The organism is Serratia sp. L9 (assembly GCF_050632285.1).
Lineage (GTDB): Bacteria > Pseudomonadota > Gammaproteobacteria > Enterobacterales > Enterobacteriaceae > Chania.
Genome location: NZ_CP192591.1, coordinates 4,938,011 through 4,952,277 on the forward strand (window position 1 = coordinate 4,938,011; position 14,267 = coordinate 4,952,277).

Genomic DNA, 14,267 nt, shown 5'->3' on the forward strand with positions numbered 1-14,267 from the left:
ATCATGAAAAATCTCACGCTGACACAACGTCTGACCCTGGTTTTCGCCCTGCTGCTGCTGATCTGCTGCACCATTTCCGGTGTGCTGCAGGTGCGTAGCAGCACCCAGTACAGCCAAGCGGTGATCCAACGGCTTTCTGCCAATCTGGCTCAGCATATTGCCACCAGCAATCCGTTATTGGGTACGAAAGGCTGGAACAATCAATCTGTGCATAAGCTGTTCGATCAGTTGATGGCAGTTAACCCCAGCGTCGAAGTTTATCTGTTGGATAAACAGGGTAATATCGTCGGCAATGCTGCGCCGGCTGGCCATATTAAACGCCAGAAAGTCGATCTGTTACCGGTTCAGGCGCTGCTGGAAGGGGCAAAACTGCCGGTTTATGGCGACGACCCGCGTAACATGGATACTGGCAAAGTTTTCAGTGCAGCGCCGCTGAAGGTCAATGGCGAAATCGAAGGCTACCTGTATGTGGTGTTGTTGGGGGAAGATTACGATGCGCTGGCCAACAGCGCCCAGGTAAACTCCGCGCTTTATTCGGCGCTATGGTCGATGGGCCTGGTAGTGTTGTTTGGGCTGCTGGCCGGGGCGTTTGCCTTCCGCTGGGTGACCCGCCCTATCCGCCATCTGACCCAGCAGGTCAGCGCATTGGACAGCGATGGCATCAGCGCTCTGCAAGCCTATGCCAATACGCCTGTCACCAGCAGTAGCCGTGACGAAGTCAGCCAATTGCAGCAGGCATTCCGCCGCATGGCCCAGCGCATTACCGAGCAGTGGCAGGCGCTATCACAACAGGATCAGCAACGGCGTGAATTTATCGCCAACATCTCTCACGATTTGCGTACCCCTGACCTCGCTGCATGGCTACCTCGAAACGCTGTCGGTGAAATCCGCCAGCCTGACGCCAACCGATCGCCAGCGTTATCTGGATATCGCGCTGGCGCAGAGCCGCAAGGTAGGCCGCTTGGCACAGGAATTGTTCGAACTGGCACGCTTGGAATATGGCGTAGTGAAACCGCAGAAAGAGCCGTTCTCACTCAGTGAACTGGTGCAGGACGTGTTCCAGAAATTTGAATTGGCCGCCGAGGCTCGTCAACAACGGCTGCATGCCGATATTCGGCCAGGGATCCCCCTGGTAAATGCCGATCTGAGCATGATGGAACGCGTGCTGACCAATCTGCTGGATAATGCTATCCGCCACACGCCGGAAGGTGGCGAAATCGAAGTGCGCCTGTGGCCACAAGACAACAAGGTGATGGTTCAGGTGAATGACAGCGGCCCTGGCATCCCGCAGGAGCTGCGTCCCGACCTGTTTATCCGCCCGTCAATTCTCAACCATGCCCGCCGTCATGCTGGCGGTTTAGGCCTGATGATTGTGAAACGTATCTTGCAACTGCACGGTAGCGATATCCAGCTAGTGGATCAGCCACAGAGCGGGGCCTGTTTCCGCTTTGCCATTCCACTGCAATAGACCTGCATGCAGCAATCCTCACAGGGTTAGGGCCACGGATGGGCCTGGAATTGAGTGCAGGTAACCACGCTGCGGCGTGAAATACGACAGGTTATAAAGAATTACCCCCAAAGCGGGTTCGGAAAACCAGTACCAGCAGCATAAAACCGACGGAATTCACCCCTAATTTGCGCATGATATTCAATTTATGGCTGCAGACCGTCTTGTAGCTGCGATGAGTTGCGCTGGCGATATGCCGCACATCGGCGCCACTGATCATTAATCGTAAAATATGCCATTCGCCGCGAGATAATGGCTGTACCTGCTGCTGCAGCAATTGGCGCATGACCGGGCTACGGTAATTTATTGCGTAACGGGCCGCTGAGATTGCGGCTAATAAATGCTCCAACTCATCAAGCTTGGAAACCAAAGACAGGTTAGAGTGCGAAGCCAGCAGCGCCAGAATGCTGTGATTGATAACATCGGTGAAAATCACAAAGGTGACTTTTGGCCAGTATATTTTGGCGGTTAACACAAATTGCATCACCTCATACAGCTCCTCCTCGTGATGATACAACTCCATGATCACCGTCTGTTTACCCTCATTATTGAGCGCAGAGACGATCTCTTTCAGGGTAGATAAATAAATGGTTTGTTTGCAGAGCGGGTCAATAAGAGCCTGTAACCCTTGTTGGGCCAAAGGGTGCGGCTCAAAAAAATAAAAGTCTGCTCCTCGATAGATCTCATTATTTATTACCCTATTAAAGTATGGTCTTATTGAATTAAACGTTCACTTTCATTCCGTTGCAGGGATAGCCCCTCCTGCGCGCAGCACAACTAGTTGCAGCTTTTATCCACGTTAATAAAAGTGTCGTTATAGATAATGAATTTCTGCCCTTTCAACTTGATACCAGAATGGCTCAAGGTATCTCCTGGGCGTAAATATTCGGTGATCCCCTCTTCGTCGCGACTGTCACATCCCGGTTTCAACAGGAATTTGAAAAATGTATTGCCGCTGTTTTTAATCGTGCCTTGTTGCTTGTCGAGTTGATAGGCGAATCTGGTTTCACGCGGCCTGACCACCAAAATGGTATCCATGACCACGATCGGCTCCAGGTTGGCGCCGGCTTTCTGCTGTGCTGCAACCCCAAGCGTATTGGTAGGCACCTCGCGAAATGCCACGCGGTAATAACGCTCTTTATTATCCTTCGGCCCTTGATAATAGAATTTGTAATATTCCCCTTGTCCGGCCTGCAAGGTCAGTTGTTTCGGGGCAAATAACAGTTCTCCGTCAGCCGGGCGGCTACGCACTTCCTGCTGCCCTGGTTTATCGATAGCACGGATGGATACCTGGTAAATTCGGGCGCTGCTGTTGTTATTCAGCACCCGTTTGGCCACAAAGGCCTGATCCTGGCTCATGGCAAATGTCATGGTACCCACATTAATTGCCCCTGCGGTAAACGGCAGGCACAGTAGCCAAAGCAGCAGAGTTTTCAATCTCGCCCCCTTAATTGATATTGCGCCAGGTGGCTTCAACACGTATTTCACCGGCAGCGGTGACGTCGCCATACCAGGCATTACCCTCAACGGTTTTCAGCGAGATGGGGTTGTTCATCGGGATGGTGAATTTAACCCTGGTTTTATTCATCACCCCCACATCGCCGGAAATATCGTTCCACGGGGTGCTGCTCCACAAGGCATGGGTCATATCGTGCCATTGGCCATCACAACCCGCATCAAACGACTGCTCAGCCCCGGTACTGGTCGTAATGCTCAACTGCGCCGGGAATGGCACCTGCGTCGTCCGGTCCTCCGATGAGAAAATGCAATAGTTACGCCCCAGCAATGACTGGGTTGGGCCGGTTACCGATACCTTGACCTCATCGGCGTTGGTTTTGCCGCTGGTTGTCACGATATAACCATATTCCAACGCAGGTTCCGCCGGGCCAACCTGGCCTTCCCGATGCGGGCGGTTGTCATAATCTTCAGAAATAATGCTGACGCTGAAGTCCCGGGGTTTGATGATCAGCTCGTTTGTGGTTGAAAACTCATACCAGCCAGACTCTGGTGAAGTGGTGTTCTGGAAGCGGAAGTTAATCAGGTCTTGGCTACCACCGTCGGTGATGCCCAGATTCACCATCTGTTTAAAGAAGTTGCTGGAGAAGAAAACGTAAACGGCGTTACTGCTCTTCAACTCATTAAAGGTGTAGTAACTAGCGGTACCCGACGTGGTTTTCCAGCTATTGCCCGTCAGGCTGAACTGCAGATCTGCCGCATTGGCCGCAGAGGCAAGCGCCGCATGGTTTATCGAGGGGAAAATGTGAATCGAGGTATTGCTGACGCTGCCATCCGTCTGCAGTTCGTAACTGACCATTTTGCACATGATACCGCTGCGGCTACCGATGGTTTGATTCCTGCAATCCGCATTCCCTTCACCAATGATCGGTATCCCATCGCTGTTAACAAATACTTCTGATACCGCGTTGGTATTGATAAAGCGCAGGTGGGCCGCCTTGCTGTGGGTGACATTACGCCGATACCAGGTACCGCTGGTCTGGTTTTGGCAACGCCCACCGCTGCTGGCATTGTAGGCAACGTTGGTTTGGCAACCGTTGATCTGCATACCAAACGAATCGCCGGTTCCCATCTGTTTGAGGTATTGATAAAAGCTCGGCGACATCATGCCGTGCATCCATTTTTGCCCACCAGGGGTAACCACCGCACCATAAAACCCTTTCTCATCGGTGGTTTCCGGCTGGATCAGACTGGTATCCATATCGCAACCGCTATACCAGTTAATACAACGAAGCCCCAGGAACGGGTTTTTAATGGGCGCATTTTCCAACCACATATCAAAGCGGTAGTTGGCGACCAACCCGTAGTTATAGCCATTATCAACATAACCCAGGCTCTGCTGATAAATCGTACCAGAGCCGCCATACTTCAGGCCGGTCCATTTATTGGCCCCGGTCATGCGGGGATCCAGTACCCCGGCAGGGGTGACAAAGAAGTTATCGTCGGCATTGTTCTCAACGAAAACAAACTTCACCGCAGCAGCATCCCCCAGATTGGTCGGATTAACCGCCTGTGCCGGGGCCATAGCCATCAGCCCGCCGATAAATAATACCCGGCGCGTGATTTTAGCTTTCATTACCCATTTCTCCTGTTAACCCGTTGCTGGCATAGGTTTTTAGCCCCTGGCAAACCACGTCACCGACCCATACGGCACCCTGTGCCTTGGCCAGATCCAGCGACACTTCGCAGGTCTGATTATTGCCATGCGTGAAGTCGATAACCGGGAACTTCTTATCTACGTCCATAACGAACTCGCCTTTTTCATCCGTGCGGGTACGCCCGATGTGATTCTTGATATTGGCGTTGGCCAGCAAGGTGCCATCTTCGGCCTTGATTCGGCCAAACACCGTCACCATCTGCTTGATTTGCGGTTCGATCACCGCCACGTTGCCTGGGTACAGCGTCAGGTTGCTCTTGCGCCGGGTGACGATATCAAAGCTTTCCGCCGAGTTTTTGTTGTTCATTAACTCCACAACATATTGGCCGTAAGGTGATAACGGCAGGTAGTTCTTGTCACCGGTCAGTTTGACGACACGGCCGTCTACGCGTGCAGTCAACATGCCGTCGTTCTCCAGCCCGGTGTTGATAATGATCCCGGAATTCCCTTCGCCTCGCCCGCTGGCTGCAATATGGCGCCCCTGCCAGCCGACGCTGCCATTCGCGGTCAGGCTGGTGTTTATAAAGCCGTCGGCAGAGCTGCTGACGTTGACGGTGCCGGTAGAATATTTGGTATCGAAACGGGCATAAGCACCGCCATTAAAGCTGTTATCCCCATTGGTATCCCCAGAGATGGCCCGCGAAAGGTTGGCTCCAAGGGTACGGATTGGCCCTTCGGCAATCTCTTTACGGGCCGCAATATTGGCCGTGGTGTAACCGTTCTGGTTGGAAACCCCGGCGCTGAACCAGTTGCCCAGCGGTAACGAGAAATCGAGAGCGATGTATTTACCGGTGTTCCCGCCGGCATAGCCATTGTTATAACGCTGCATCCCGACACGCACACCCAGCGTGCCGTAACGACCGGTGAACAGGTTCTGGTAATAGTCGACGTTGTAATAGTGGCTGTTATTTTTCTTGTCATCGTTGTAGCTGGCACTGAGCGTGCCGAGTTTGGGCGTGAACGCCCCAAAGTTCAGCGTGCCGCCCATCGCCCGGTTATGGGCATCGTTCTGGCGCAGTTTGCTGCCAATCGTGGTTTTTTCTTCATTCGCCCACAGGGTACTGAAGCCACCAGGTAATGACACACTGGCGGTGTTAACAATGCTCCACGAATTGTCGGAGGCCACCATCGCTTGAGCACTGACCTGGATGGAGTCGGTGATCGGCAGGTTTAAGCGCCCCTCCCCAACCTGGCTGTTATCGAGCGAATAACCTGATAGCGCCCAATTCAGCCGCTGCAGATTACCGGCGGCAGAGGCCCCCGCCAGGTACGAGTCTTTCGCCTCGCTGTAGCGGTCGTTCTCCCCACGCCATTCATTCATGCGTACCATCCCGCCCCAGAACTGCCAGGACAGGGGTGCTCCGGAAGCATGCAAAGGGTTATAGAGTTTGTTAACCCGTTGGGTACGCCGGTTGATCACCTGGCCATTGACCACCACTTCAACCTGCACATCGTAAATACCGAAGGGTAAATTGCCGGTATCCACTTCGTGGTTACCCATGGCGAAATTCTGCACGCTAAGCAAGCGGCCATCGCGAGACAGGTGAACCTCACCCGCCGAAGGGAAAAAAGCCACTATCGGGGTTAACGATTGGGTGTTATCAAACACGGTCGAGCTGGCACGATTGCCGTATGACATGCCATAAATTTTGCTTGAGTTGATGGTGGTCACTGGCCCGAGCGATTGCAGATTCCAGCTGTCCAGCATGCCTGCAGCGAAACGTCTGCCTGCAAAATCACGTTCGTACATGACCTTATACAGCGTGCTGTCCTGGTTACTGCTGCCAATGCCATAGACCGAGCCGTTCACTTCGACGTGGTGCTCACGTAGCGAAGTCACGTTGTTAAGCGATAAATAGCTGGACGTAAAACCTTCGCTGGCTTTGGCGCGGTTGTCGTAAATACCCAGGTTGTAAGTCAACGTACTGCTTAACGCATCCACGCTCGACGCGCCAATATCACTGGAGCGCTCACGCAATACCGTTCCCATGGCAGATTCTTTTACCACCAATTGCAGATTCAACTGGCGGAAATTGAGTGCCAGCCAGGCATCGTCCGCCAGCACTATCCGTTGCTGATCGTCAAAATCCACCTCATTCAGGGCATTAAGTTGCTTGATTGTGGCTTCTGTCAGTTGTGCGCCACCCTCATTATCTTCCAGGATAACCTGGCGGATTTTCAGCCGTTCATTATCGAGCAGCAGTAACGCATGCCCAATACGCTGGTCATCTTTTGCGGTGTCGTTTTTTTCAAAATGCAGCAATACCGGGATACTCATCCCTTCTCTTAACGCCGTACTGAAAGCCTGAGGGATCAGCACGCCGTCAATTTGGGTCAACCCGGCGGCAAAGGCGAATTGCCCAGGAACCATAACGGCAGGTGTCACAAACACGCCTACGGTAACCAGAATTTTTAATAACCTACCTTCCAGGGCTGGCTTCACGTCTAACTCCTTGAACTGTATCCATGTGCTTTTTCACTGCACTTTCCATGGCAGGTCTACTTAACCTGAATAAACTGTTCTCCATACCAGAGCGCGACATGGCTTTTTTTATCGTTAATATCAACTTTGGTCAGAGAGCGATCCCTGCCAGGCATAACAAAATAATTTTCTTTGCAGTTGCTGCCGTCTTTTTTATTTTTACATGCGCCATAAGCCACCATTTTGAATGTGGCGTTCCCGGTATTTTTAATCTTGCCATTGGCAAATTGGTGGTTGAATTGCACCTTGCGTGGTGAAACCACCAAAATGGTGCCAATACGTGCCGAGGTTGTGGCAACCGCATTGCGTTTAGCCGTATTCTGCCCGGCATCGGTTAATGCCTGATCGAGCCAGACTATCCGGTAATAACGCTCTTTATTATCGTCCGGCCCTTTATAGTAAAAACGGATCAGGTCGGAGGCATTCGCTGGCATCATCAAGCTGGCGGGCGATAGCAGCATTTCATCCTGCGATTCCATCGCAATGACGGTACCTGACTCAGAAGGATCGGTAAGCCGTTCTATTTTGATATTCACCAGGCGGCCATTATCGGTGGTATTTTTAATCTCTTTACTTAAGGTCGCGGTATCGCTGTGCATAAAGGAACTGATAGCCCCAACATCCAGCGCCTGGGCGCTTTGGCATAAAGACAGCAACAGCGGAATAGAAAAATAGAAGCGGTTCATAGCGGTATTCCAAAATCTTTCGCGGGCGATAAACAAGCAGGAGTTTCCCCCTGCTTGAGACGCATATACCCTATGAATTTCAAGTTACAGCCAGGCACCCAGCTCACTCATCCCCCTGGAACTGACTTAAGCCAGGGGCTGGGGCTAGTCAGCGCAGGTAACAACGCTGCAGCTTGAAAGACGACGGGTATAACTCTGGGGGAACTATCAGATAGTGGTCCAGGTAGCGTTGAACTCAACGCTCACATCACCGCTCCAGATACCTTCAGGCAGGGTGCTGAAGTCAGTCACAGCGGTTGTACCATCAGCCGTTGCGCCGATGATGCTGAAAGTGAACTGGTCTTGTGCGCTGGTACGCACCGCTTGATTGTAAGCACTGGAGAGCGCGCTCAGATTGCCACCCAAAATACCGGAGCTGGTATCAATCATGGTGGTTTCGGTCGTTTTTTCTACGGCAGCACCGTTGTAATTAACACCAACATCCAGTGTAGAACCAGAAGTATCCAACTGAGTCAGGGTATTGGATACCAATTTAGAGGTCAGTTTGAAATCGGTAGCGGTTCCTTCGCCTTCGATAGTGACGTCAAACAGGCCCTTCTGGCTGTTGAAGCCTTTGATACCTTCAGCATATTGGAAAGACAGGCTGCCGATTGGCGTTACAACCAACTTGCTGGTGGTATCTTTCTTCGCGGTTGCAGACCAGGTGGCCAGGGCTTGTGCAGTTACGTCTGCCGCCTGAGCGGTACCAACTACTGCGAACGCTGAAACGATTGCCAGAGCAAGTGTGATTTTTTTCATGGTGAATTCCCTTATGTATAGATTTAATTTGTCCGTTAAATTTGAAGCGCTTTGTCATCACCACTCACTTTGCAAAAACCAGTTGCTAGCGGGAGGACAACGCCAAGAATGAGTGCCAGCATGTTTAGCTGAATCGCCCTACTTGACCGGAAAAATCTTAACTAAAAATAAGAAAAAAATAATCATTAACTACAAAAATGCAAAAATTTAGGTTTAAATTCTGGGTTTAAGGTTTTAACAGTCACTAACCTCAATAAACCTCTAATAACATAAAATTTACCAAAGAATTATCCTATATTTTTATTACCAACATTCGGATGATTTGTTAATAAATCTAAGGAAACACTTAAAATAAACCGGTGGCAATAAGAAAATCGGGAATTTGTAAGAACGGTAAATACCAAGAACATAACCAACACAACTCACTCTGAGGTTATTACGGGGGTAAGACGATTCAATACTCATAACAATAAGCGGGCCAAGCCATAACGATTTTCACCATTATGGCTCAGAGCCACGTTAAATTTTTTACCGGGGGAAGGTACAGCCATACCTAAAATAATGGGGGCCGCTGTTAGACGGTAAGGGGGTTAACCCATAAAGCTTAGCAGGCAAATGACTGAGGTTCACTCTCGCAGAAAACAACACTGCAACGTCAAGTAAGAAGGGTCAATGTGATGGAAACTATTCCAGGAAGGATCCATTTTCATTTTCTAATCCGGTACAAACCTCGATGTTGTGTTCGCGCAAGATCTTACAGCGCAAAAAGAACAACCGTGGAACACCGGATATATATGACTTCAGCTGTTTGCTACGCATCAGCAGCAAGTATTCGTCAGCACTGCACTGTATTTTTTGTTGTTCAGCGTAGGCCAGAACTTCGGTGGCAAACTCGGTATCGGCCAGTAGAGCAGAATTCTTCATAAATACCGTACAATTGCCTGCCTTGCCCAGATAGCTTTCACTTCGCGAGGGCGCGTTAAAAATATAGAGTGCGATACCAGCAGCAATCACCAGCATAAAACCCAACGACGCCCACACATAACGCAAGGGCACTTTAGGCAGGATGTCAAAGCACGATTTAGGCACGGGCGAATGCGTGATGATAGGTATAGAGGGTTCGGGGCTCTCGGCAACCTTGGGCTCTTCAGCCTCACAGAGTTCGACCATGATCTCGGGGCGCAGCATAAAACCGACTTTTGGCACCGTCGCGATCACTTCGTCATCAATCCCCAATGCCTTTATTACCCGGCGTAACTTGCTGACACACTGGTTAAGGTTGTTGTTACTGGAGATCATGCCGTAATCATCCCAAACTTTTTTGAAGATCGCTTCACGGCTGACGGTATCCCCTTGGTGAGCAATCAAAAGCCGCAGCAGACGCTTTGAGGGGTTAGAAATGGTTACAGGTTCATCAAAGAGGTCACTCAGACTTAACGTCCCTGTTTCCACATCAAAGATAATACGGTCATTAAATCTATATTTCATATTATTCACGGGTTTTCACTATAAAGACGATCTAATCCTGGCATCGTTCGTTAATAAAATATTAACTAAAGTGTAAGAAGTTAACTTCGTAAGTCCTGTTTACTTTTTGCAGTTTGATACTGCAACACCTTAAAAAATAGCATTGGCATTTTCCCCTTCCCTGGAATAAGAATTTTCTCATAACCCGCCACAAAGATTATACAAACCGAATCGACATTGATATATTGACACATGAAATTTCTTAAAGTTAGTTTTTTATCCTAAAAAAAGAAATTTTAAGATAAAAAAACTAATATAAGTTATCATTTTATAATTTTTAAGATTTAAATATTGCATATTTAAGATTAGTCATGTTGAAACCTGATAAATTCACCTTACATCAATTGTTTATCAGAAAAGGCTCGTTAAAGAAATCAACGCATTATGTCGCCGCGCAGCAAAAACCAAAAGTGGGAAATGGTGAATAAAATGATTGGATCCTCTGTATAGCGAGTATACATAAAAGTGAAAAAACATTAATTCCCTTGTAGGATTAATGACCTACTGTATTGGAATTGTCGCTAGACTCCCTGTTGCGCATAGTGATCCATGCCAAAATACCCGATTCACTGCCCCCTGGCAGATAGCCCGCCTTATCGCTGAATACCACCTGAATTTCATAACATCACTAAGCATTCAGAGGTATAGATAAAAGAAAAGCAATCGCTTTTCTTTGATTTAGCGACCAGGATAAAACTGATAAAATGGCGTTTGGCGGAGATATTCAGTGACGGTTAAATGGAATAATCAGGGGTAAAGGTTTAGAAAAATAATGGAATATAGTAACCAAAGTAAATAATTTACAAAAGACGGCTCAATGAATGAGCCGTTATATTTCTCTTGCTGACAACTTCTCTTAGTGGGGCGGGCTAACGATTTTGTGTGATTCAGTCTGCCGCGGTAAGCAATGTGATATTTTCTTGCATGATCGCCTCACGAGCCGCTTGCGGTAGGTTGCCATCGGTAATAATCACATCAAATACCGAGATTGGCAGCGCCAGATAGGTCGCTACCTTTCCGTACTTGGAGGTATCACTCAGCAAAATACGGCGGCGACTGGCGGCAACAATGGCTTTTTTTACCATCACCTTATCCTCGCTGGGCGTTGATAGCCCGCGCATGCTCCAGGATGAGGCAGAAATAAACGCCAGATCGATAAACAGATTATGCAAAGCCTGAGCCGCAGCGGCCCCCACACAAGAGCGGTTTTCGCGGCACACCGTGCCCCCGGTGTGGATTAGCTTGCACTGGCTGTTCTCAAGCAGGTAAGCAGCGATAACAAAATCGTTGGTGACCACAGTGATATCATCACGTTCGCCAATCTGGCGGGCCAATGCCAGTGAAGTCGTGCCAGCGTCCAGATAAATGCAGCTGTTGGCCGGGATTTGGCGCGCTGCCAATTGCCCGATGGCCGCTTTCTGCTGGCTGAACATACCTTCCTTATCCTGATGCGATGGTTCAATCGCTATTCGCTCCACGGCCTGCACACCGCCGGAAACAGCCAGAACGGCGCCTTGCTCTTCCAGCTTTTGCAGATCGCGCCGGATGGTCATGTGCGATACGCCCAGGCGTTCAGTCAATTGTGCAATGCTTACCACGCCGCGTTCAGATACCAGCGCTAGAATTTGTTGGTGACGTTCAACAGGTATCACGTTTCCCTCTCAATGACCGCAGTGATAATAATTGTGATTTTACGTCAATTTTCGTGCAGAGAAAGTAAAGCTTTTCAGGCTGTGAAGCCATCATAGCCATAAAAAACCTTTAAAAGCATTGTGTTAGGAATCGTTTCCCGATTTGATGCAAAACTTTTCAATGTTAATAATTGTGAAGATGGTCACCGATAATTCCGTCAGTAACGCCTATATTTAACACAACAAAACAAATAATCACTAAAATTAACAGGAGTCATCATGACACGACCAGGAAACTATTCAGTCTGTATCGTCGGCCTAGGTTCGATGGGCATGGGTGCTGCAAAGTCATGTATCAATGCCGGGTTGACGACTTATGGGATAGATCTCAACCCACAAGCTTTGGCTACGCTTACCCAGGCTGGGGCCAAACAGGCAGCCAGCAGTGCAGAAGGTTTTGCCAGCGAGTTGGACGCAGTGTTGCTGTTAGTGGTCAACGCCGCACAGGTGAAACAGATCCTGTTCGGTGACAACGGCCTGGCCGCGCAGTTAAAACCCAATACGCCGGTGATGGTCTCTTCGACCATCGCGGCAGCAGATGCCAAAGATATTGAACAAAAGCTGCGGGCATTCAATCTGCCAATGCTGGATGCCCCGGTTTCTGGTGGCGCAGCCAAGGCGGCGGCCGGCCAAATGACCGTTATGGCTTCAGGCAGTGAAAGTACCTTCGCTCAATTACAACCGGTGCTGGATGCCGTGGCCGGTAAAGTGTATTGCATTGGTGAAGAGATCGGCCTGGGGGCCACGGTAAAAATCATCCATCAGTTGCTGGCTGGAGTACACATTGCTGCCGGAGCAGAGGCGATGGCGCTGGCCGCACGTGCCGGTATTCCATTGGACGTGATGTACGACGTGGTCACTAACGCGGCAGGCAACTCCTGGATGTTCGAAAACCGGATGCGCCACGTGGTCGACGGTGATTACTCGCCAAAATCTGCGGTCGATATCTTCGTCAAAGATCTCGGGCTGGTAGCCGACACCGCCAAAGCGCTGCACTTCCCCCTGCCATTGGCCTCCACAGCATTCAATATGTTTACCTCCGCCAGTAACGCCGGTTACGGCAAGGAAGACGACAGCGCGGTGATCAAGATTTTCGCCGGTATTGACCTGCCCAGGAATAAGGAGAACTCATAATGCTGCTTGGCGTAATTGCAGATGACTTTACCGGTGCCACCGACATCGCCAGCTTCCTGGTGGAAAACGGTTTACCGACGGTACAACTGAACGGTGTGCCTCAGGATGATACCCCGGTAAATGCGCAGGCGGTGGTGATCAGCCTTAAATCCCGCTCTTGCCCGGCTAATCTGGCAATAGAGCAATCGTTACAGGCTTTGGCCTGGCTGCAACGTCAGGGCTGCCGCCAGTTCTACTTCAAATATTGTTCCACCTTCGACAGTACCGCCCAAGGCAATATCGGGCCAGTCACCGACGCCTTGCTTGACGCTCTGGGTGAACAGCAAACGGTGATCTCCCTGCGCTGCCGGTGAATGGGCGCACGGTTTACCAGGGATACCTGTTCGTGATGGATCAACTGTTGTCGGAATCCGGCATGCGCAATCACCCGGTTACGCCAATGACCGACAGTAACCTGTTGCGGTTGATGGAAGCACAGGCCAGTGGCCGCTGTGGGTTGGTAAACGCCGCCGAGATGGAGGCTGGCCCCCGCGCGGTGCAAGACAAACTGCAGCAGTTGGCACAGCAAGGTGTGCGCTATGTAGTGATGGATACCCTTAATGAACAGCATCTGCTCACCCAGGGTGAAGCGCTGAAAACCATGAAACTGGTTACCGGCGGATCGGGATTGGCGATCGGGATTGCCCGCCAATGGGCGCAACCCGGCCAGACGAAGGCGCAATCAGCCGGTGCACCACAAGGTGATAAAGCCGTGGTGCTTTCCGGCTCCTGTTCCACCATGACCAACCGGCAGGTTGCACGCTATCGCCAGCAGGCCAATACGCAAAGTATTGATGTCGCGCGCTGTATCAAGGCGGGTGATCGTAGCGCTTACGCCGCCGAACTGAGCTCCTGGGTGGCGCAACATGCCGCAGAGCCTTTGGCCCCGATGCTGTATGCCACCGCAGAGCCGGAGCTGTTGCAGCAGACTCAGCAGCAATACGGTACCGAAGCGGCAAGCCAGGCGGTGGAAGCCCTGTTTGCCGAAGTTGTCGAGCGCCTGCAACAGCTTGGTTTCAGCCGCTTTATCGTTGCCGGTGGCGAAACCTCTGGCGTAGTCACTCAGGCGTTGGGGATCCGTGGTTTTCATATCGGCCCATGCATTTCGCCCGGCGTTCCTTGGGTACGCGCCATCGACCAACCTGTATCACTGGCCCTGAAATCGGGCAACTTCGGCGATGAAAACTTTTTCGCCAGAGCACAAACGGAGTTTCCAGTATGACCATGACCG

9 protein-coding genes and 2 pseudogenes are annotated in these 14,267 nt (G+C 50.5%); 3 read left to right on the top strand and 8 right to left on the bottom strand.

Features of this window, described 5'->3' with window-relative positions; translation table 11 throughout:
• Nucleotides 1–3 precede the first annotated feature (3 nt).
• Nucleotides 4–1,468 (top strand): annotated as a pseudogene (locus ACQ86O_RS23455) (HAMP domain-containing sensor histidine kinase).
• Nucleotides 1,469–1,559: 91 nt separating this feature from the next.
• Here ACQ86O_RS23455 and ACQ86O_RS23460 read toward each other — a convergent pair.
• The 8 genes from ACQ86O_RS23460 to ygbI all read right to left on the bottom strand — a co-directional run bounded on the left by ACQ86O_RS23460 (nt 1,560) and on the right by ygbI (nt 11,824).
• The gene (locus ACQ86O_RS23460; RefSeq protein WP_431223079.1) at nt 1,560–2,147 is read right to left on the bottom strand and encodes a LuxR C-terminal-related transcriptional regulator; all 588 of its coding nucleotides are present in this window, start codon (nt 2,145–2,147) and stop codon (nt 1,560–1,562) included.
• Between the two features lie 137 nt (nt 2,148–2,284).
• Entirely contained in the window at nt 2,285–2,935 is a 651-nt protein-coding gene (locus tag ACQ86O_RS23465) for a fimbria/pilus periplasmic chaperone (protein WP_431225812.1), read from the bottom strand.
• A 19-nt stretch (nt 2,936–2,954) separates the two neighbouring features.
• Nucleotides 2,955–4,553 (bottom strand): fimbrial adhesin EcpD, encoded by a 1,599-nt coding sequence (ecpD, locus tag ACQ86O_RS23470; RefSeq protein WP_431225813.1) that lies wholly within the window; start codon nt 4,551–4,553, stop codon nt 2,955–2,957.
• 34 nt (nt 4,554–4,587) lie between these two features.
• A complete protein-coding gene (locus ACQ86O_RS23475; protein ID WP_431225814.1) occupies nt 4,588–7,050 on the bottom strand; it encodes a CS1-pili formation C-terminal domain-containing protein in 2,463 nt (820 codons plus the stop codon).
• Nucleotides 7,051–7,178: 128 nt separating this feature from the next.
• The gene (locus ACQ86O_RS23480) at nt 7,179–7,847 is read right to left on the bottom strand and encodes a hypothetical protein (protein ID WP_431223080.1); all 669 of its coding nucleotides are present in this window, start codon (nt 7,845–7,847) and stop codon (nt 7,179–7,181) included.
• A gap of 207 nt (nt 7,848–8,054) precedes the next feature.
• Nucleotides 8,055–8,645, bottom strand: coding sequence for a common pilus major fimbrillin subunit EcpA (gene ecpA / locus ACQ86O_RS23485; RefSeq protein ID WP_431223081.1), 591 nt, complete (start codon nt 8,643–8,645; stop codon nt 8,055–8,057).
• A 684-nt stretch (nt 8,646–9,329) separates the two neighbouring features.
• Complete coding sequence (locus ACQ86O_RS23490) at nt 9,330–10,133, bottom strand: winged helix-turn-helix domain-containing protein (protein ID WP_431225815.1); 804 nt, start codon at nt 10,131–10,133, stop codon at nt 9,330–9,332.
• A 926-nt stretch (nt 10,134–11,059) separates the two neighbouring features.
• A complete protein-coding gene (gene ygbI / locus ACQ86O_RS23495; RefSeq protein ID WP_431223082.1) occupies nt 11,060–11,824 on the bottom strand; it encodes a DNA-binding transcriptional repressor YgbI in 765 nt (254 codons plus the stop codon).
• 258 nt (nt 11,825–12,082) lie between these two features.
• On the opposite strand from ygbI, the gene ltnD reads away from it, so the two are divergent.
• A complete protein-coding gene (ltnD, locus tag ACQ86O_RS23500) occupies nt 12,083–12,997 on the top strand; it encodes an L-threonate dehydrogenase (protein WP_431223083.1) in 915 nt (304 codons plus the stop codon).
• A pseudogene (gene otnK, locus ACQ86O_RS23505) lies at nt 12,997–14,258 on the top strand (3-oxo-tetronate kinase). Before ltnD ends, otnK begins: the two are co-directional and overlap by 1 nt.
• Nucleotides 14,259–14,267: the final 9 nt, after the last annotated feature.